This is a genomic window from Streptomyces sp. 11x1 (assembly GCF_032598905.1).
Lineage (GTDB): Bacteria > Actinomycetota > Actinomycetes > Streptomycetales > Streptomycetaceae > Streptomyces.
In genome coordinates, this window is record NZ_CP122458.1 from 6,149,508 (window position 1) to 6,169,606 (window position 20,099).

Here is a 20,099-nt window from a genome sequence, read left to right on the forward strand (position 1 = left end):
GGAACCGAGAAAACGTACGCCTGTAAAACGCCGGAGCCGCGCGGTTGGTTCCCGCGCGGCCCGACGAACTACCGGAAAGACGTGGTCAGATGGCGTCCCCCGCCGTCCACTCGCTCCACGGCATGTTCCAGCCGTTGAGGCCGTTGTCCGGCGCGACCGTCTTGTCGGGGGAGTTCTTGACGGTCACCACATCCCCGATGAGCGAGTTGTCGAAGAACCACTTGCCGAGCGTGTCGCTGTTCGCGCCCCGGGCGTCCGCGAGGCCGATGCAGCCGTGGCTGGTGCCCTGCCGCCCGAACGGCGGGTTGCCCTGGTTGTACCAGTAGTTGCCGTGGACGAAGGTGCCCGACGTCGTCAGCCGCATCGCGTTCGGCACGTCCGAGATGTCGTACTCGCCGCCGAAGCCCACCGTCGACCCGTTCATCCGCGTCTGGCGGAACTTCTCCGAGATCACCATCTGACCGTTGTACGTCGGAGTCGCCGCGGCGCCGGCCGAGATCGGCACGGTCTTGATCGTCTTTCCGTCCCGCACCACCGTCATGGTCTGCGTGTTCACGTCGACCGTGGACACCTGGGACCGGTCGACCGTGAAGGTGACGGTTTTGTCCTGCACCCCGTAGAGCCCGTTCGCGCCCTCCACGCCGTCCAGGTCGATCTTCATCGTGACCTTGGAACCGGCCTTCCAGTACTCCTCGGGCCGGAAGTCGAGCCGCTGCGCCCCGAACCAGTGCCCCACCACCTCCTGCCCGCTGCTCGACGTCACCGTGATGTGCGACTGCACGGCCTTGCGGTCCGTGATCGCCTTGTCGAAGGTGAACGACACCGGCATCCCCACCCCGACCGTGGTGCCGTTGTCCGGCGTGTACGTCCCGATGAAGCTGTTGGCCGTCGACACGGTCGTGAAGATCGAGTTGGCCGCCGACGTCTTCCCGTCGGCGTTCTTCGCCGTCGCCGAGATCCGGTACTTCGTGCCGCGCTCCAACTGCTCCTTCGGCTTCCAGGACCGCCCGTCCGCCGATATCTCGCCCGGCACGGCCGCGCCGCCCTCCGCGACGGTCATCGTCACGTCGGTCAGCTTGCCGCCGCTGACCTTCACCCCGGTCGCATTGATGGACGCGCTCGTCGAACCGTCCTTCGCGGAGATCGTGATCCGCGCCGCGGTGTCCTCGGCCGAAGTCCCCTTGCCGCCACCCTTGTTGTCCGCCTGGGCGTCCCCGCCACAGCCGGTGACGGTCAGCGCACCGACCACCAGCACGGCACAGGTCCCCAGTGCCCGCCGTACAGCAATCTTCGGCCTTGTCACGATCTGCTCCAGCTTCTTCGCTTCTAGGCGATCCACGTCATCCGCTCCGGTACGTGGACATAGAGCGAACGGCGGCCGAGCGGGTTCCCCCCGTTGCCTTCTCGGGGCACCACGTGACAGAACCGGGACAATCGCTCGCAACGGCCAGACGGGAACCACGGGCCTCCGCAATCAGGAGAACGGCGACATGGATGCCGCAGTACCTGAACAGATGTCCCGGCGCAGCCAGCCAGCCAGGCCGCCCGCCTGCGCAAAGGCTTACGCGCGGCAGCCCTCGTCATCTGGCTCTGTGCGTGAGCCGGAGCGGATCCTCAGAACTCCGCATCGGCGGGCCGCTGGTGCCCACACGGAGCCGGGGTGCCGAGCATGATCGGCCGGACAGCTCCTATCCATTCCGCTCCCGTCCTCGCCCCGCCCCTCAATCCCTCCCGTACAACTCCCCGTACGACGGCCACACTCCGCCCGGGCCCGTCACCGACTCGGCCGCACGTGCCGCTCGTACGATCGCTCGGGTCACCAAGTCGGCTCCTGTCGCCAGGAGTTCGTTCAGGGCGAGGGGGCCGGCCTCGGGTGGCAGCGGGCGCGCGCCTGTCGCCAGGGTGAACACGGTGTCCCCGTCGTTGAGCAGATGCACGGGGCGTACGGCGCGGGCGATGCCGTCGTGTGCCGTGCCGGCCAGCTTCTGGGCCTGGGCGCGGCTCAGGTCGGCGTCGGTGGCGACCACGGCCAGCGTGGTGTTCATCGGGGGAGGGGGACTCTTCGCGGCGGCCTCGGCCAGGCGGCGACGCGCTCTCCCGTGCACCTCCGGCGCCGGATACCTCGCACGCCCTTGGAACAACTCCCCGTACAGCACCCCCGTCTCCGGGTCCGTCACCGATCCCGCCGCGTTGGCCACCACCAGCGCGGCCACCGTGATCCCCGAGTCCAGCACGGTGCTCGCGGTGCCTATGCCGCCCTTCAACAGCCCGACCGCCGCCCCCGTCCCGGCCCCCACGCATCCCTCCGCCACCGGGGCGCCGGGCTCGCTCGCGTCCGCCGCCTCGACCGCGGCGCGGCCGAGGGCGGCATCAGGTCTCGCCTTGAAGTCGCCACCCCGGCCCAGGTCGAAGACACAGGCGGCCGGCACGACCGGCACGACGTGCGCCGGTTCACGGCCCACCCGCACGCCCCGTCCGCGCTCCTCCAACCAGGCCATCACCCCCGACGCGGAGTCCAGCCCGTACGCGCTGCCGCCGGTCAGCACCACCGCCTCGACCTTCTGCACCAGGTTGCGCGGATCGAGCGCGTCCGTCTCCTTCGTGCCGGGCCCGCCGCCGCGCACATCCACGGCCGCGACCACGCCGCCCTCCGGAGCCAGCACGACCGTGGTACCGGTCAGCCAGCCCCCGCCGACCCGGGTCGCGTGCCCGACCCGCAGGCCGAACACATCGGTCAACGCGTCAACTGCCATGAGCGTCTCGGTTGTCGTGGGCCCGCGCGGGCTTTCCCGGCTCGTGGCCGCGGGCGGTGAGCGTCACCCCGACCGCGACCGTCACCGCCGACACGGCGCCCGCCGCCGGCACCGCCCAGTGCCCCAGGAAGGTGCACATCACCACGGCCAGCGCGGCGAGCGGCAGCACCGTCTGCTGTGCCGTGCCCACCTTGAAGTGGCGGGCGTGCAGGGCCCACACGGAGATCAGATACAGCGCCGTCGGCAGCGTCACCGCCGCGGACGCGGCCAGGGTGGAGATGTGCGCCTTGTGCACCGTCTCCTCCACCGCGACCTCCAGACCCGCGCCGATCGCGGCGGCCGATGCGAAGATCAGGTAGTGGCCGTACCCCCACAGGAAGCTCTCCCTGCTGGAGCGCAGATGACCGTGGATGGGAACGGTGAAGTAGATCCACCACGCCGAGAAGACGATCAGCAGCCCGCCCACCGCGATCGGCAGCAGTTCCCCCAGCGCGTCGTTCTCGTCGGCCGCCGACTTCACCGCGACCGTGGCCGCCAGGATCGTCTCGCCCAGCACGATGATGGTGAACAGGCCGTACCGCTCCGCGATGTGGTGCGGATGCCAGGACGTCTGGAAGCCTCTCTCCGCGTACACCGGGACGGACAGCTCGGCGATCGCCATCACCAGGAACAGCCACGGTCTGGCCGGCTCCGGCAGGACCAGCAGCCCCAGCCAGCCGATCTGGCACAGCGCCACACCACCCGCGTACCGCAGGGCCGTGGTCCGTTCCGCGTCCGTCGCGGTCCGTGCGGCTCTCAGCCACTGCGCGGTCATCGCCAGCCGCATGATCACGTAGCCGAGCACGACCAGGGACCAGTCGTGGTCCTCGAAGGCCCGGCCCACCCCGGCGGCGAGGACCAGGACACCCGAGATCTGGACGAGGGTCACCAGTCGGTAGGGCACGTCGTCGTTGTCGTACGCCGACGCGAACCAGGTGAAGTTCATCCAGGCCCACCAGATGGCGAAGAAGACCATCGCGTAGTTCAGGATGCCCTCGGCGGCGTGTGCCTCCGCGACGGAGTGGACCAGTTGCACGCCCGCCTGGGCGACGGCCACGACGAAGCACAGGTCGAAGAAGAGCTCCAGCGGCGAGGCGACCCGGTGCTCCTCGCGACTCCGGGCGACCAGCCTGCGCACCGGCGCGCTTCCGGCGCCGGAGGAGGGGACGGGAGCCGAGGGAGGCGGGGATGTGGAACTGGGCGTCATGGGGCCAAGCACACCAGAAAACCCGCTGGAATTCTCGCTCGGGTGTTCACCCGTTCCGGGGCGGACTGAGGGTGTGCGCGGACGGGCCCGAGGCGGGTGCGAAGAGGCCGGGGGAGGGGACGTGCGAGGGGCCGGCGCCGACGGCGGTCCGGGCGCGGGGCCGTACCCTGGACGCATGAGTACCGCTCCCGCCCCCGGCCCCGAACCGCGTGACCCCAAGGCCGCGCTGGTCTTCGACGACCCGCTCAGTCGGCCGTCGTCCGACGACTCGGACCACGGCTGGGGCGAGCGGTCCGGCGAGGGCGGCGACAGCGCGGCCGACCTGAAGCGCTTCCTCGACGAGAAGCCGCCCCACCACATCTGACTCGGCCCGCCGCAGGTCTCCGCCTCCGCTAAGTGCGGTCGTGGCCCGAACCGCGCTGGGCCACCAGGGCGTCGCGGATCTCCTTCAGGACCTCCAGCTCGGTCACCTCGATGACCTCGTGCGTGCCCTCCTTCGCCTTCCGGCGGGCTTCCTGGCGGGCCAGGTACTTGGACATGGGGAGCACCATCAGGAAGTAGACGACGGCCGCGGTGATGAGGAACGTGAGCGTCGCGTTCAGCACCGTGCCCCAGAGGATGGAGACGCCTTTGGTGACCGTTCCGTCCGCCGAGACCTCGCAAGGGTCCTTCAGGCAGTAGCGGTACTGGTCGAGGTTCTTCGTGCCGAACGCGCCCACCAGCGGGCTGATGACCCCCTTCACCACGGAGTTGACGATGTTGGTGAAGGCCGCGCCGATGACCACGGCGACGGCCAGGTCGACGACGTTCCCCCGCATCAGGAAGGCCTTGAAGCCCTCCCAGACGCTCGGCTCCTTCTTCACGCTCACCACGAGGCCTCTCTGCGCTGGTTGTGGAACAAACGACTCCGCAACCTACGTCAGGGCAGGGCCCGGATGTCCAACTGGGTCCTTCCATCGTGCGACTTGACGGGTGAGGTCCGGCGGCGGGGAACGCGGTCACCACAGGGTCACCGCCAGGCGGGACGTGGCACCCGCGCCGGCCAGCCGGGCCGCCGTGCGCCGGGGCACCGTCAGGACGACCAGGGCCCCGCTCTCGGCCGCGTCGGCGGTGGGCACCTCGGAGACACGGGCGCCCCGGGCCACGACCCTCGCGGCACCGCCCGTCGCGGACTCCTCGGCCGCGATCACGTCGACCCGATCGCCCGGCCGCAGCAGCCGTACCGTCGCGGCGTCGGCGATGCGCACCGGGGCGGTCACCGTCCCCACGCGGGCGGGCCGTTCGGGGACCGGGTCGGCCACAGGGTGGCCCCTGACCCGTTCCCCCTCCCTCGGGCCCGCCCCTGTCACCAACAGGGCGGCGGCGGTCACCGCAAGACCGGCGGCCATGGCTCGCCGCCGACAGCGGGCGAGACGACGGAGGCGGTGCGCTCCGCCGTGCACCCGCAGCGGGGCGAACTGAGGGATCTCGCAGGTGGGAGGGGCGTCGGTGCCGGGTGGGCCGGCGGCCCAGGACGGGATGCGTGCGGACGAGGACGACGACGAGCGAGAGGAGGACGACGGCGACGGCGAGTGCGAGGACGGCGACGGAGAGGGCGAGAAGGCCCTCGGGGACACCGGCACGGACGGAAACGGAGTACGGGACATGAGGCCACCACCTGCTGTGTGAGATCGGCTTGCGGTCCCACGATGAGGCTTCGCGGCGAGACCCGCCGAGGCCTGTGGACCACCCACCGGTTGTGGAAAACCTCGCCACTAGAACGAGGAGTTCCGCCTCGGCGCCGAGGCGCCGAGCCCGGCCCTCACCCCGTCACGGCAGCGTGAACCCCGGATCCATCCCGCCCAGCGCCTTCGTGCACAGGCAGTCGCGGCCGTCGTTCGGCGGCAGGGCGGCGACCGCCTCGAAGAGGACGCCCCGGAGGCGGTCGATGTTGGCGGCGAAGACCTGGAGAACCTCCTCGTGGGAGACGCCCTCGCCGGTCTCGGCTCCGGCGTCGAGGTCGGTCACGAGGGTGAGGGAGGTGTAGCAGAGCTCCAGTTCGCGGGCCAGGATGGCCTCGGGGTGGCCGGTCATGCCGACCACGGACCAGCCCTGGGCCTGGTGCCACAGCGACTCGGCGCGGGTGGAGAAGCGGGGGCCCTCGACCACGACGAGAGTGCCGCCGTCCACCGGTTCCCAGTCGCGTCGGCGCGCCGCTTCGAGAGCGGCCTTGCGGCCGACGGGGCAGTAGGGGTCGGCGAGCGAGACGTGCACGACGTTCGGGACGGCGCCACCGGGCAGGGGGAGGCCGTCGAAGTAGGTCTGGGAGCGGGACTTCGTACGGTCCACGAGCTGGTCCGGGACGAGGAGCGTGCCCGGTCCGTACTCGGATCGCAGACCGCCCACCGCGCACGGGCCGAGCACCTGGCGCGCGCCGACGGAGCGCAGGGCCCAGAGGTTGGCGCGGTAGTTGATGCGGTGCGGCGGCAGATGGTGGGCGCGGCCGTGGCGCGGGAGGAAGGCGACGCGGCGTCCGGCGATCTTGCCGAGGAAGAGGTTGTCGCTGGGCGGTCCGTAGGGGGTGTCGACCTGTATCTCGGTCACGTCGTCGAGGAAGGAGTAGAACCCCGATCCGCCGATGACACCGATCTCGGCCAGACCGGCGAGATCGGCCTGCCCCGTGTCCGCCGCTGCCGTGTCATGCGCCGTGTCCGCCGCTGCTGTGCCGTCCGCCGTGCCCGTACCGCCCGCCGGCCCGACCCCGCTGTCCACGTGCTCCGTGTTCGCCATGCCCGCACCTTAACCGGGCCCGGAAACGCCGAAGACCCCGCCGGTCGTCGTACGACGACCGGCGGGGTCCGGGCGGAAGCGGTGGCGCGAGGCGGTGGTGCTACGCGGCCGACGTGCTGCTGGCGGAGGAAGAGCCCGAGGACGACGACTTCGCGTCGGAGGACGACGAGGTCGAGGTCGAGGACTTCGCGTCCGAGGAGGCCGAGGTCGAGGACTTCGCCGTCGCCGGGCTGCTGCTCGACGACGAGCCACGGCTGTCGTTCCGGTAGAAACCGGAACCCTTGAAGACGATGCCGACCGCCGAGAACACCTTCTTGAGGCGGCCGTTGCAGCTGGGGCACTCGGTCAGGGCGTCGTCGGTGAACTTCTGCACCGCTTCGAGGCCCTCACCGCATTCGGTGCACTGGTACTGGTACGTCGGCACTGGTCTTCCTCCTGGCACTCTCACTCGATGAGTGCTAACGACGGTCCATAGTGACCTATTCCCCGGGGATCAGTCCACTGTCACCGGCACTCGGTGACCGACGACACGCGCGACGGTGCGGCCGCGAGGGCTGCCCGCCAGCCGCGTACGCAGGGACAAGAGGGTGGCCAGGGCCAGTGCCGTACCGGCTGCCGGCACCAGGAATCCGGCGCCGGTCCACAGCCGGTCCTCCAGCTGACCGGCGGCCGTGACGGCCGCCGCCTGGCCGAGCGCGACCGCGCCGGTCAGCCAGGTGAAGGCCTCCGTACGGGCGCCCGGGGGGACCAGGGAGTCCACCAGCGTGTAGCCGGTGATCAGGGCGGGGGCGATGCACATGCCGACGAACAGGCCGAGCGCGGCGAGGACGAGCACGGAGTCGGCGGTCCACAGCGCGGAGGCGACGAGCGCCAGAGCGGTGTAGCCGACGACCAGGCGCCGCTGCGGGGCCGTCTTCCAGGCGATGGCGCCGCAGACGATGCCGGAGAGCATGTTGCCGGCGGCGAACACGCCGTACAGGACGCCGTTCAGGCCGGGCTCGCCGATCGACTCGGAGAAGGCGGCGAGGGAGACCTGCATGCCGCCGAAGACGGAGCCGATGCCCAGGAAGGTGACGATCAGGACGCGCACGCCGGGGACGGACAGGGCGGAAACGCGCTCCACGCGCGCGTGGGACGCGGGTACGACCCGCGGCTGGGTGCCGCGTTGCGCGGCGAACAGCAGACCGCCGATCAGGGTCAGCGCGGCCTCGGTGAGCAGGCCGGCGGCCGGGTGCACGGCGGTGCACAGCGCGGTCGCGAGCAGCGGGCCGAGGACGAAGGTCAGCTCGTCGGTGACGGACTCGAAGGCTGCGGCGGTGCCCATCAGGGGCGAGTCCTGGAGCTTGACGCCCCAGCGGGCCCGCACCATGGGGCCGATCTGCGGCACCGAGGCCCCGGTGGGCACGGCGGCGGCGAAGAGCGCCCACAGGGGGGCGTCCATCAGGGCCAGCGCCGTCAGGGACAGGCCCGCCACCCCGTGGACGAGGACGCCGGGGATCAGGACGGCCCGCTGGCCGTGCCGGTCGGCGAGACGGCCGCTCCAGGGCGCGAACAGGGCCATGGAGACGCCGGTGACGGCGGCCACGGCACCGGCCGCGCCGTAGGAGCCGGTGGTGTGCTGGACGAGCAGCACGATGGAGAGCGTCAGCATCGCGAACGGCTGGCGGGCCGCGAAGCCGGGCAGGAGGAACGTCCACGCGCCACGGGTGCGCAGCAGCTGTCCGTAGCCCGGCCGGGACGCCGTGGGGGTGTTCGAGGTGTTCGAGGTGACCGTGGACGCCACGGCCGTGCCTTTCCGCCGCCTGGTAGCGCGCCCGTGCGGGGGGCGCCGAGAGCTGTCCTCTTGCGCCACTGCGGTAGATGCCGGGCCCGCGGAAGGGGGGCGTGACGGCCGCCATACGGTCGCGCCAGCTCTGCGTCAGACAGAGTTGGTCCGATCAAGTGCGCCTTCATCGTACAGGGGGATGAAGGGAATCACCTGTGAAAGTGAGCACTACGGGCGGCCGCGCCCCTGCTTCCGGAGGGTGTGAACAGTGCGAAATCTGCCCTTAATGACGGGAGCCCCTGGTGCCGTCGCCACCGCCGTCGCCCGTCCCCAGCCAGTCGGCCAGCTTGCCGCCCTGGCCGACGGCCCTGAGCCGGCGCTCCGCCTGGTCCCGGACGGGGTCGGTGGCGACGACGAGGAGCTCGTCGCCGCGTCGCAGGACCGTGGTCGGCAGGGGCACGAAGGACGTGCCGTCGCGGACGACGAGGGTGACGGCGGAGCCCGCGGGGAGCCGCAGCTCATTGACCTCGACGCCGTGCATGCGGGACTTCTCGGGGATGGCGACGGACAGCAGGTGGCCGCGCAGCCGCTCCAGGGGCGCCGATTCGATGCCGAGGTCGGCCGCCTCGTCGCCGGAGCCGCCGAGGCGCAGCCTGCGGGCCAGCCAGGGCAGCGTCGGTCCCTGGACGAGGGTGTAGACGACGACGAGCACGAAGACGATGTTGAAGATCCGGCGGCTGCCCTCGACGCCGCTCACCATGGGGATCGTCGCCAGGATGATGGGCACCGCGCCGCGCAGTCCGGCCCAGGAGAGCAGGGCCTGCTCGCGCCAGGGCACCCGGAACGGCAGCAGTGCGGCGACGACGCTCAGGGGTCGCGCCACCATGGTCAGCACCAGGCCGATGACGAGGGCGGGCCAGATGTCGTCGCCCATCTCGTGCGGGGTGACCAGCAGTCCGAGCAGGACGAACATGCCGATCTGGGCGATCCAGCCGACCCCCTCGGCGAAGCCCCGGGTGGCGGGCCAGTGGGGCAGCTTGGCGTTGCCGAGGACCATGGAGGCCAGATAGACGGCGAGGAAGCCGCTGCCGTGGGCCAGGGCGCCGGCCGCGTAGGCGGCGACGGCGATGGCCATGACGGCGATCGGGTAGAGGCCGGAGGCGGGCAGCGCCACGTGCCTCAGGCCCCAGGAGCCCAGCCAGCCCACGGCGAGGCCGATGGCGGCGCCGATCACCAGTTCCAGCGCTATCTCGCCGATCAGGACGTACCAGTGCTCGACGGGTCCGGCCATGGAGAGCGAGGCGACGAGGATGACGACCGGGGCGTCGTTGAAGCCGGACTCGGCCTCCAGGGTGCCCGTCAAGCGCGCGGGGAGCGGGATCCTGCGCAGTACGGAGAAGACGGCCGCCGCGTCCGTGGAGGACACGACCGCGCCGATGATGAGCGACTGCCGCCACTCGAGTCCGATCAGATAGTGCGCGCCCGCGGCGGTGACGCCGACGCTCACCGCGACGCCGACGAGCGCCAGTGAGCTGGCGGCCGGCAGGGCCGGCCCGATCTCCTTCCACTTCGTGCCGAGGCCGCCCTCCGCCAGGATCACGACGAGGGCCGCGTAGCCGATGACCCGGGTCAGGGCGGCGTCGTCGAAGTGGATGCCGCCGATGCCGTCCTGACCCATGGCGATGCCGATGCCCAGGTACACGAGCAGGCTGGGGAGCCCGCTGCGCGATGAGATCCGGACCGCGGCGACCGCGACGAGAAGGACGAGCGAGCAGACGAGCAGGAGCTGGTTGAGATCGTGGACAGTCAGCGGGCCGTACCTTTCTAGCCGAACCGCACGTGGTTCCGAGTGTGGGGCGTCGAGCACTGGATGCGGGCACGCGCGCGTGGGGGCGTGCGAAGCCGATCACGGAAACCGTGCGATTGCGGTTACGTCAGTGCGAGTACTTCGTTACCTTACCTAACTCTTGACGATTTCTTGACGCTCGCGAGGGCAAGATCGAACGTCCGTCCGCGCCAGTTCCCGACTCCGCGTCAAGTCGCGTCGGGCCCTGCGCCTATGGTTGCTCCAGCGTTCAGTACAAAGCACAGCCCGACCTGCCGCTCGTGTTAGGACAGCAAGGACAGCGATGCCCACCGACACCACCCCCTCCGGCCAGCAGCCGGGCAAGTCCGGCAGGAAGAAGGGGCGAAAAGTCCGTCTTCTCCTGATCGTCCTGGTCCTGGCCATCATCGGTGGCGTCGGCTACGGGGCGTTCTGGTCCGTCTCCACCGTGCGCGCCTCCTTCCCGCAGACCAAGGGGTCGATAACCCTGGACGGTCTGGCGGGACCGGTCGACGTCAAGCGCGACGGCTACGGGATCCCGCAGATCTACGCCTCCTCCGACGAGGACCTGTTCATGGCGCAGGGCTACGTCCAGGCGCAGGACCGGTTCTACGAGATGGACGTGCGCCGCCACATGACGGCCGGCCGCCTCTCGGAGATGTTCGGCGAGAGCCAGGTCGACAACGACGAGTTCCTGCGCACCCTCGGCTGGCACCGGATCGCCGAGGAGGAGTACAAGAAGACGCTCTCGGCCGAGACGAAGAAGTACCTCGACGCGTACGCCAAGGGGGTCAACGCCTACCTCGCCGGGAAGGACGGCGACGAGATCTCCGTCGAGTACGCGGCCCTCGGCTTCTCCAACGACTACCAGCCCGAGGAGTGGACCCCGGTCGACTCGATCGCCTGGCTGAAGGCGATGGCGTGGGACCTGCGCGGCAACATGCAGGACGAGATCGACCGCGCCCTGATGACCAGCCGCCTCGGCCCCAAGCAGATCGCCGACCTGTACCCGCAGTACCCGTACAGCCGCAACGGGACGATCGTGCGCGAGGGCCAGTACGACGAGCTGACCAAGACCTGGTCCGACGGGTCCGGCTCGTCGCAGAACACGGACGGCTCCACGCAGGGCACCGGGGGCACGGGAACGGGTACGGGCACCGGGACGGGCACAGGCGCCGCCGGCACCTCCACGGACTCCGGAGCCCTCCAGACCCAGCTGGACGGCCTCTACGACGTCCTGGAGGACCTGCCCGAGGCCGTCGGAGTGAACGGCAACGGCATCGGCTCCAACTCCTGGGTCGTCTCCGGCGACCACACCATCACCGGCAAGCCGCTGCTCGCCAACGACCCGCACCTGACGGCGTCGCTGCCGTCGGTCTGGTACCAGATGGGCCTGCACTGCAAGGCCGTCTCCGCGAAGTGCCAGTACGACGTCTCCGGCTACACCTTCTCCGGCATGCCCGGCGTGATAATCGGCCACAACGCCGACGTCTCCTGGGGCATGACCAACTCGGGCGTCGATGTCACCGACCTCTACCTGGAGAAGCTCACCGGCGACGGCTACCAGCACGGCTCCAAGGTCCTGCCGTTCGACACCCGCGAGGAGACCATCGAGGTCGCCGGCGGCTCGTCCAAGAAGATCGTCGTCCGCACCACCAACAACGGCCCCCTGCTCTCCGACCGCAACGACGAACTCGTCCAGGTCGGCAAGAAGGCCACGGTCGACCAGGACGCCCCCGACCGCGGCGACGGCTACGGCATCGCCCTGCGCTGGACCGCGCTCGACCCCGGCACCTCCATGGACGCCGTCTTCGCCATGAACAAGGCCAAGGACTGGGACGACTTCCGCGAGGCCGCCGCCCTGTTCGACGTCCCCTCGCAGAACCTGATCTACGCCGACACCGAAGGCCACATCGGCTACCAGCTGCCCGGCAAGATCCCCACGCGCGGCAAGGGCGACGGCTCGCTGCCCGCTCCGGGCTGGGACCCCGCGTACCGCTGGAACGGCTACATCGACCAGGACGAACTGCCCTACGAGTACGACCCGGAGCGCGGCTACATCGTCACCGCCAACCAGGCCGTCGTCGACAAGAAGTACCCGTACACCCTCACCACGGACTGGGGCTACGGCACGCGCGCGCAGCGGATCACCAGCCTGATCGAGTCCAAGATCAAGGGTGGCGGCAAGATCTCCACCGACGACATGCGGCAGATGCAGATGGACAACAGCAGCGAGATCGCCAAGCTGCTGGTGCCGCTGCTGCTCAAGATCGACGTCGGCGACAAGCACATCCGCGAGGCGCAGAAGCTCCTGGAGGGCTGGGACTACACCCAGGACGCCGACTCGGCGGCCGCCGCGTACTTCAACTCGGTCTGGCGCAACATCCTCAAGCTCGCCTTCGGTGACAAGCTGCCCAAGGAACTGCGCGTCGAGGGTCAGTGCCTGTCGGTCGAACCGGTCGACAGCACCGGGCCCGCCGACGAGGACCAGCGGGTGCGCGAGTGCGGCAGGCGCGACGCGGACCAGGCGCAGCCGGACGGCGGCGACCGCTGGTTCGAGGTGGTCCGCCGGCTCGTCGACGACCAGGACAACGCCTGGTGGTCCACGCCGAAGACGCGCAACCTGGACGCCGCCGACACCCGTGACGAGCTGTTCCAGCGGGCCATGCGGGACGCCCGTTGGGAGCTGACCGCCAAGCTCGGCAAGGACATCGACAGCTGGAGCTGGGGCCGGCTGCACCGGCTGTTCCTGAAGAACCAGACCCTCGGTACCGCGGGCCCCGGTTTCCTCCAGCACATGCTCAACCGCGGCCCCTGGAAGCTCGGCGGCGGCGAGGCCACGGTCAACGCCACCGGCTGGAACGCGGCGGGCGGCTACGAGGTCGTCTGGGTGCCCTCGATGCGGATGGTGGTGAACCTCGGGGATCTCGACAAGTCCAAGTGGATCAACCTCACCGGCGCCTCCGGGCATGCGTACAACGCGCACTACACCGACCAGACCGACAAGTGGGTCAAGGGCGAGCTGCTCACCTGGTCGTTCTCGGACAAGGCGGTCGAGGCGAACACGAGCGACACGCTGCTGCTGAAGCCGTAGCGCTCCGCTTGGGGCCGTTTTTCGGCTGCGGCGCCGTTGTGGCTGGTCGCGCAGTTCCCCGCGCCCCTTTTGGCCTTCGGCCATCGGGGCGCGGGGAACACTTATGTGAAGCGGCGTACGCCCGACGGCGTCACCACCGCGTGCACCGGGCGGTCGTGCTCCTCCTCGGGCACCCGGTCGACCACCTCTGTGTCGTACAGCAGGACCACCAGCGCCGGGTCGGCGCCCGCGCGGTCCAGACGGGCCAGGACGCGGTCGTAGGAGCCGCCGCCCCGGCCCAGGCGCATCCCGCGCCAGTCGACCGCCAGGCCCGGGAGCAGGACGGCGTCGGCGTCGGTCACGGCGTCCGCGCCGAGCCGCTCGCCGGCGGGTTCGCGGAGCTCCATACGGCCGCCGTGCCGCACGCGCGCGAGCGAGGCCTCTCCCTCGTAGACGCCCCAGTCCAGGTCGTTGTCGGGCAGCAGCACCGGAAGCAGGACGCGCACGCCCCGCGCGCGGAGCGCGTCGAGGAGCGCGAGGGTGCCAGGTTCACTCCCTACGGACACATACGCCGCGACCGTGCGCGCGTGCGCCAGTTCAGGCAGATCGAGGGCCCGATCGGCAAGGGCGCCCGTCGTTTTCCGGACGTCATCCGCCGTCAACCCAGTCCTCACCAGGAGGAGCTCTCGGCGCAACATTCGCTTGGAAAGCTCCGGTTCAGGTCCCATCCGGCTCACAGGTGACTCCAGTACTATTCGTAATCTGCTCATATGAGAACGAATTCATCGGAGCCACAGATTCCGCACAAAGGCACCGGATAGGGTTCCGCACATGAGTGAGGCGAACCCCAGGATCAGCAAGGCTGTCATTCCCGCGGCGGGTCTGGGAACCCGGTTCCTGCCGGCCACCAAAGCGACTCCCAAGGAGATGCTGCCGGTGGTGGACAAGCCGGCGATCCAGTACGTGGTGGAGGAGGCCGCGGCGGCGGGGCTCGACGACGTGCTGATGATCACCGGCCGCAACAAGCGCCCCCTCGAGGACCACTTCGACCGCAACCACGAGCTGGAGTCCGCCCTCCAGAAGAAGAACGACGCCCACCGGCTCGCCAAGGTCCAGGAGTCCAGTGACCTCGCGACCATCCACTACGTCCGCCAGGGCGACCCCAAGGGCCTCGGCCACGCCGTGCTGTGCGCCGCCCCGCACGTCGGCGACGAACCCTTCGCGGTCCTCCTCGGCGACGACCTGATCGACCCCCGCGACCCGCTCCTGCAGCGCATGGTCGAGGTCCAGGAACGGAACGGCGGCAGCGTGATCGCCCTCATGGAGGTCGCGCCGGAGCAGATCCACCTCTACGGCTGCGCGGCCGTCGAGGCCACCGAGGACGGCGACGTCGTCAAGGTCACGGGCATGATCGAGAAGCCCGACCCGGCCGACGCCCCCTCGAACTACGCGATCATCGGCCGCTACGTCCTCGCCCCGCAGATCTTCGACGTCCTGCGCCGGACCGAACCGGGCCGCGGCGGCGAGATCCAGCTCACCGACGCCCTCCAGCAGCTCGCCGCGGACGAGAAGGTCGGCGGCCCCGTGCACGGCGTCGTCTTCAACGGCCGCCGCTATGACACCGGAGACCGTGGCGACTACCTGCGTGCCATTGTCAGACTCGCGTGCGAACGTGAAGACCTGGGCCCGGACTTCCGGACCTGGCTTCGCAGTTACGTAGCCGAGGAGATGTAGCCACATTGAGCACCGCCGCGACCCGCACCACCGGCCGGGACCACCTCTGGTCGGTGACCGAGCACCTGGAGGACATCCTCGCCACCGTCCGCCCCCTGGACCCCATCGAGCTGCAACTCCTCGACGCCCAGGGCTGCGTCCTGGTCGAGGACGTCACGGTGCCGGTGTCACTGCCGCCGTTCGACAACAGCTCCATGGACGGGTACGCGGTGCGGGTCGCGGACGTCGCGGGCGCGAGCGAGGAGTTCCCCGCCGTGCTCACGGTGATCGGCGACGTCGCGGCGGGCCAGGCCGAACAGCCCCGGGTGGGCCCGGGGGAGGCCGCCCGCATCATGACCGGCGCCCCTCTGCCGCCCGGCGCCGAGGCGGTCGTCCCCGTCGAGTGGACCGACGGCGGCCTCGGCGAGGGCCCCGTCTCCGGGATGCGCGCCCGCAGCGCGAACCCCGAGGGCGCCACCGGCCAGGTCGCCGTGCACCGCGCCGCCGAGGCACGCGCGCACGTGCGCGCGGAGGGCAGCGACGTCAAGGCCGGCGAACCCGCCCTGGCGGCCGGCACCGTCCTCGGCCCGCCCCAGCTCGGCCTGCTCGCCGCCATCGGCCGCGCCTCCGTACGCGTACGCCCGCGCCCGCGCGTGGTGGTGCTCTCCACCGGCAGCGAACTGATCCCGCCCGGCGACACCCTGGCCACCGGCCAGATCTACGACTCCAACAGCTTCGCCCTCACCGCCGCCGCCCGGGACGCGGGCGCCATCGCCTACCGCGTCGGCGCCGTCGCCGACGACGCCGAGACCCTCCGCTCCACCATCGAGGACCAACTCGTCCGCGCCGACCTGGTGGTCACCACCGGCGGGGTCAGCGTCGGTGCGTACGACGTCGTCAAGGAAGCCCTGGAGTCCGTCGGCGACGAGGACGAGGAGGGCGCCGGCATCGACTTCCGCAAGCTCGCCATGCAGCCCGGCAAGCCCCAGGGCTTCGGCACCATCGGCCCCGACCACACCCCGCTGCTCGCCCTCCCCGGCAACCCGGTGTCGTCGTACGTCTCCTTCGAGCTCTTCGTCCGGCCCGCCATCCGTACCCTGATGGGCCTCGACGACGTCCACCGGCCGACGACCACGGCGACCCTGCGGGCCCCCAAGGCCCTGACCTCGCCCGCGGGCCGCCGCCAGTACCTGCGCGGGACGTACACCGACGGCGAGGTCACCCTCGTGGGAGGCGCGGGATCGCACCTCGTCGCCGCCCTCGCGCACGCCGACGCGCTGATCGTGATCCCCGAGGACACCGAGTCCGTCGAGCCCGGTACGGAGGTCGAGGTCGTCCTGCTCGGCTGAACCGTCGAGGGTGGCGTACCGTGTCGCGCACAACAGGCCGCGCGCCGCACCGCGACGGGCCCCGACCGGGAGCGCCACACCACCATGAGTACGCCGCAGGACCGACTGACCCACATCGACGAGGCGGGCGCCGCCCGCATGGTCGACGTCTCCGGGAAGGACGTGACCGCGCGCACCGCCCGCGCCAGCGGCCGGGTCCTGGTCTCGCCGGCGGTGGTGGAACTGCTGCGCGGCGAGGGGGTGCCCAAGGGCGACGCCCTCGCCACCGCGCGCATCGCCGGGATCATGGGCGCCAAACGCACCCCCGACCTGATCCCGCTCTGCCACCCCCTGGCGGTCTCGGGCGTCAAGATCGACCTGGCGGTCGCGGACGACGCCGTCGAGATCCTCGCCACCGTGAAGACCACCGACCGCACGGGCGTCGAGATGGAGGCCCTCACCGCGGTCTCCGTCGCCGCCCTCACTGTGATCGACATGGTGAAGGCGGTCGACAAGGGCGCGGTCATCACGGACGTCCGCGTCGAGGAGAAGACGGGCGGCAAGTCGGGCGACTGGAGCCGGGCATGACAGCCCCGGCGGAGCCGCCGCTCGGGGGTGCCCTCACCGCGCCGTACGCCGCCCTGGTCGTGACCGCCTCCAACCGCGCCGCCGCCGGGGTCTACGAGGACCGGGGCGGGCCCCTGATCGCCGAGGCACTCCGGGAGTTCGGCTTCGCCGTCGACGGTCCCCAGGTCGTGCCCGACGGTGCCCCCGTCGAGGCCGCGCTGCGGGCGGGCGTCGACGCCGGCTACGACGTGATCGTGACGACCGGCGGGACCGGCATCTCGCCCACCGACCGCACCCCCGAGGCCACCCGCGCGGTCCTCGACCACGAGGTCCCCGGCATCCCCGAGGCGATCCGGGCGTACGGCCGGGACAAGGTGCCGACGGCCGCGCTCTCCCGGGGTCTCGCCGGAGTCGCGCGCGGCACGCTGATCGTCAATCTGCCGGGCTCGACCGGCGGCGTACGGGACGGCCTGGCCGTCCTGGAGCCCCTGCTGACCCATGCCGTCGACCAGATCCGCGGCGGCGACCACAAGAGGCCGGCCACCGGCGGCTCACCGGCCCAGGAGGAACCCTCCAGACCCCGTGGGGGTGCGAGCTGAACAGCCCATCCTGGCCCGTGGCGCTGGTGGACGGCGATGTCGTCCTCCGGCCCATAAGGATGCGCGACCAGCGGGTCTGGCGCGAGGTCAACCGCCGCAACCGGGACTGGCTGCGGCCCTGGGAGGCGACCATCCCGCCCCCCACGCCCAGCGGGCCCATCGTGCATCGGCCGACGTACCGTCAGATGGTCCGCCATCTGCGGTCGGAGGCGAACGCGGGCCGGATGCTGCCGTTCGTGATCGAGTACCAGGGGCGGCTGGTGGGGCAGTTGACGGTCGCCGGGATCACCTGGGGCTCCATGTGCTCCGGCCATGTCGGCTACTGGGTCGACGAGTCGGTCGCCGGGCGGGGTGTGATGCCGACGGCGGTCGCGCTCGTCGTCGACCACTGCTTCCGGACCGTCGGTCTGCACCGCATCGAGGTCTGTATTCGTCCCGAGAATCGGCCCAGCCGACGGGTCGTGGAGAAACTCGGATTCCGTGAGGAAGGCCTTCGTCCACGATATCTTCACATCGACGGTGCCTGGCGTGACCATCTCGTCTTCGCGCTGACCGCGGAAGAGGTGCCCGAGGGTCTGCTCGGTCGCTGGCAGCGGGAACGCGCGCGGAACGCGGGCTCCGACGTCGGGAAGCCCGGGCAGCCGCAGTAAATGAAATGCGTGTTCGAAAAATATCAGGGGCGGCGACCAGGCGACGATCAGGTTGAACGACTCGGTGCGTTCTCGGCACGTTAATTTCGTGCTCTCGATGGCCCACTGATCGGATCGGTCACAAAAAAAGCTCGAAATATCAGCCAGATCGTGCGACACACCGGCTCAATTGGCGGATGGCCTCACGCAAACCCCTCTACCGTGTGAGGCGTGAGCAGCAGCGGCCTCATCTACGCAGTCATCGTCGGGGCCTGGGCCGCCTACTTGGTGCCGATGTGGCTCCGTAGGCAGGACGAGCTGAACGAAGCCCGTCCGACGGAACGCTTCAGCACCGCCATCCGGCTGCTTTCCGGCCGGGCGGGGATGGAGCGCCGATACGCCAGGGACCGGGCGCGCTCCACCGAAGAGGGGGAGCCCAGCGCCGAACCGGACGGCGTCACCGACTCGGTGGACGTCCGGGCCTTCGCCATGCCCCCGCTCCGGGGGCACACGAAGGCACAACTGCCGGTGGAGCGGGGTGAGTCACCGCAGGCCGGCCAGAGGCCGCAGCAACCGGGGAAACCGGCGACGCAGGCGCCCGCGCAGGTGCATGCGAAGCCGGTGCCCCCGCAGGGCGGTGCGCCGGCGGCAAAGCAAGGGGCAGCCGCCAAGCAAGGGGCGGTCAAGCAGGGGCCGGGCAAGCAGGGGGCGGCCCAAGTGCCCGCTCCCGCGCGGCCGAAGCGGTCGGCCAAGCGGACGGCGGGCGCACGCCGGGGCGACACGGCGGAGGCCAAGGCGCGGGCCCAGCGCTCGAAGGTGCTCGCGCGCCGACGGCGTACGACCGTGATGCTCTTCCTCGCCTTCACGCTCGGCGCGGTCGTCGCGGCGGTCGGCGGACTGGCCTTCCTGTGGGCGCCAGGGGTGCCCGCGGTGCTGCTGAGCACCTATATCGCGCATCTGCGGCACCAGGAGCGGAAGCGGTTCGCGTACACCATGGACCGACAGCAGGCCGAGGCGGCGGCGCAGCGACTGCGGGAGCGGCAGCCCCAGCGGCGGCGCCCCGCGCCGGACCCGGTCGACACCGACGAGCCGGAGGACGGACCCGAGAGCGAGGAGACCCGGACCGACCTGAGCGCGCTCGCGGCCGACCGGCGGGCCCTCGTCGAGCAGACCGACCACGCCGAGTGGGTCGACCAGCAGCGCGAGCGCCAGCGGCGCCCCGGTCAGGGCGACAGCTGGGACCCGGTCCCGGTGCCGCTCCCGACCTACGTCACCGCGCCGGTCGCGCCCCGGGCCACCTCCGGGGTCGACCTCGGCGCCCCGGACGCGTGGAGCTCCGCGCGCTCCAGTGCGGCCGACCCGCACGGCTCGTCGGGCGCCCCCGCGAACTCCCCGAGCGCCTCCGGGCGCGCGCCGGAGGGGGACGACAGCGGCGAGGGGAACGCGGAGGCCGCCGGCCCGGGTGAGGCGGCCGACGCACCCGACGGCGGCCGCTCCGACGCCCGCCGGGCCGCGTCCGCGCGCCGCTCCCGGGAGCGGGGGCGCACGCCGCTCTTCGACCAGTACGAGGACGGCGACCGGCCGCGCGCGGCCAACGAGTGACTGCCGGCCTCCGGCTCCGCCCCTCCCGCTGACCAGCCACGAGCCGCCCGTGAGCCGCCCATGCGCCGCCCCCGGGCGGCTCCCCGGCCGCCCGGGAACGGATTTCCAAGCACCGCGATGGGGATGCTAGAGTTTCACTCGTTGCAGGGGCCTGTGGCGCAGTCCGGTAGCGCACCTCGTTCGCATCGAGGGGGTCTGGGGTTCAAATCCCCACAGGTCCACGCAGCTCA

Annotated in this window: 19 protein-coding genes and 1 tRNA gene; 10 read left to right on the top strand and 10 right to left on the bottom strand. The window is 71.1% G+C overall.

Annotated features, from left to right (window positions below):
- Positions 1-85: 85 nt before the first annotated feature.
- The 3 genes from P8T65_RS27105 to P8T65_RS27115 all read right to left on the bottom strand — a co-directional run bounded on the left by P8T65_RS27105 (position 86) and on the right by P8T65_RS27115 (position 3,999).
- Complete coding sequence (locus tag P8T65_RS27105; protein WP_316731741.1) at positions 86-1,303, bottom strand: Ig-like domain-containing protein; 1,218 nt, start codon at positions 1,301-1,303, stop codon at positions 86-88.
- Between the two features lie 418 nt (positions 1,304-1,721).
- Positions 1,722-2,753, bottom strand: a complete 1,032-nt coding sequence (locus P8T65_RS27110; RefSeq protein ID WP_316727835.1) for a P1 family peptidase — start codon at positions 2,751-2,753, stop codon at positions 1,722-1,724.
- Positions 2,743-3,999: a low temperature requirement protein A gene (locus P8T65_RS27115; RefSeq protein ID WP_316727836.1), complete on the bottom strand. Its 1,257-nt coding sequence runs from the start codon at positions 3,997-3,999 to the stop codon at positions 2,743-2,745. Before P8T65_RS27115 ends, P8T65_RS27110 begins: the two co-directional genes overlap by 11 nt.
- Positions 4,000-4,174: 175 nt before the next feature.
- Here P8T65_RS27115 and P8T65_RS27120 point away from each other — a divergent pair, with 175 nt between their 5' ends.
- Entirely contained in the window at positions 4,175-4,363 is a 189-nt protein-coding gene (locus tag P8T65_RS27120; protein ID WP_184892979.1) for a hypothetical protein, read from the top strand.
- 28 nt (positions 4,364-4,391) lie between these two features.
- On the opposite strand, the gene mscL is transcribed toward P8T65_RS27120, so the two are convergent.
- The gene (gene mscL, locus P8T65_RS27125; protein WP_316727837.1) at positions 4,392-4,868 is read right to left on the bottom strand and encodes a large conductance mechanosensitive channel protein MscL; all 477 of its coding nucleotides are present in this window, start codon (positions 4,866-4,868) and stop codon (positions 4,392-4,394) included.
- 129 nt (positions 4,869-4,997) lie between these two features.
- A complete protein-coding gene (locus P8T65_RS27130; protein ID WP_316731743.1) occupies positions 4,998-5,519 on the bottom strand; it encodes a hypothetical protein in 522 nt (173 codons plus the stop codon).
- Here P8T65_RS27130 and P8T65_RS27135 point away from each other — a divergent pair.
- Positions 5,473-5,667, top strand: a complete 195-nt coding sequence (locus tag P8T65_RS27135; protein ID WP_316731970.1) for a hypothetical protein — start codon at positions 5,473-5,475, stop codon at positions 5,665-5,667. The two genes, P8T65_RS27130 and P8T65_RS27135, sit on opposite strands and share 47 nt — an antisense overlap.
- Positions 5,668-5,808: 141 nt before the next feature.
- On the opposite strand, the gene P8T65_RS27140 is transcribed toward P8T65_RS27135, so the two are convergent.
- The 4 genes from P8T65_RS27140 to P8T65_RS27155 form a co-directional block, all read right to left on the bottom strand.
- A complete protein-coding gene (locus P8T65_RS27140) occupies positions 5,809-6,768 on the bottom strand; it encodes an S-methyl-5'-thioadenosine phosphorylase (RefSeq protein ID WP_316727838.1) in 960 nt (319 codons plus the stop codon).
- 100 nt (positions 6,769-6,868) lie between these two features.
- Entirely contained in the window at positions 6,869-7,192 is a 324-nt protein-coding gene (locus tag P8T65_RS27145) for an FmdB family zinc ribbon protein (protein WP_316727839.1), read from the bottom strand.
- Between the two features lie 69 nt (positions 7,193-7,261).
- Positions 7,262-8,551, bottom strand: coding sequence for an MFS transporter (locus P8T65_RS27150; protein ID WP_316727840.1), 1,290 nt, complete (start codon positions 8,549-8,551; stop codon positions 7,262-7,264).
- Positions 8,552-8,816: 265 nt separating this feature from the next.
- A complete protein-coding gene (locus tag P8T65_RS27155; protein WP_316727841.1) occupies positions 8,817-10,400 on the bottom strand; it encodes a potassium/proton antiporter in 1,584 nt (527 codons plus the stop codon).
- Positions 10,401-10,662: 262 nt separating this feature from the next.
- On the opposite strand from P8T65_RS27155, the gene P8T65_RS27160 reads away from it, so the two are divergent.
- The gene (locus tag P8T65_RS27160) at positions 10,663-13,452 is read left to right on the top strand and encodes a penicillin acylase family protein (RefSeq protein ID WP_316727842.1); all 2,790 of its coding nucleotides are present in this window, start codon (positions 10,663-10,665) and stop codon (positions 13,450-13,452) included.
- A gap of 101 nt (positions 13,453-13,553) precedes the next feature.
- On the opposite strand, the gene P8T65_RS27165 is transcribed toward P8T65_RS27160, so the two are convergent.
- Complete coding sequence (locus tag P8T65_RS27165) at positions 13,554-14,129, bottom strand: 5-formyltetrahydrofolate cyclo-ligase (protein ID WP_316727843.1); 576 nt, start codon at positions 14,127-14,129, stop codon at positions 13,554-13,556.
- A gap of 133 nt (positions 14,130-14,262) precedes the next feature.
- Between P8T65_RS27165 and galU the strand changes: the two genes are divergently transcribed.
- The 7 genes from galU (at position 14,263) to P8T65_RS27200 (ending at position 20,090) form a co-directional block, all read left to right on the top strand.
- A complete protein-coding gene (gene galU / locus P8T65_RS27170) occupies positions 14,263-15,165 on the top strand; it encodes a UTP--glucose-1-phosphate uridylyltransferase GalU (protein WP_316727844.1) in 903 nt (300 codons plus the stop codon).
- Positions 15,166-15,170: 5 nt separating this feature from the next.
- On the top strand, positions 15,171-16,493 hold the full coding sequence (gene glp / locus P8T65_RS27175) for a gephyrin-like molybdotransferase Glp (protein ID WP_316727845.1): 1,323 nt from the start codon (positions 15,171-15,173) through the stop codon (positions 16,491-16,493).
- Positions 16,494-16,577: 84 nt separating this feature from the next.
- Positions 16,578-17,060, top strand: a complete 483-nt coding sequence (gene moaC, locus P8T65_RS27180) for a cyclic pyranopterin monophosphate synthase MoaC (protein WP_316727846.1) — start codon at positions 16,578-16,580, stop codon at positions 17,058-17,060.
- On the top strand, positions 17,057-17,638 hold the full coding sequence (locus P8T65_RS27185) for a MogA/MoaB family molybdenum cofactor biosynthesis protein (RefSeq protein ID WP_316727847.1): 582 nt from the start codon (positions 17,057-17,059) through the stop codon (positions 17,636-17,638). Before moaC ends, P8T65_RS27185 begins: the two co-directional genes overlap by 4 nt.
- A gap of 26 nt (positions 17,639-17,664) precedes the next feature.
- Complete coding sequence (locus tag P8T65_RS27190; RefSeq protein ID WP_316731744.1) at positions 17,665-18,288, top strand: GNAT family protein; 624 nt, start codon at positions 17,665-17,667, stop codon at positions 18,286-18,288.
- A 210-nt stretch (positions 18,289-18,498) separates the two neighbouring features.
- On the top strand, positions 18,499-19,869 hold the full coding sequence (gene glpR / locus P8T65_RS27195; RefSeq protein WP_316727848.1) for a gephyrin-like molybdotransferase receptor GlpR: 1,371 nt from the start codon (positions 18,499-18,501) through the stop codon (positions 19,867-19,869).
- A gap of 147 nt (positions 19,870-20,016) precedes the next feature.
- A tRNA-Ala gene (locus tag P8T65_RS27200) sits at positions 20,017-20,090 on the top strand.
- Positions 20,091-20,099 lie beyond the last annotated feature (9 nt).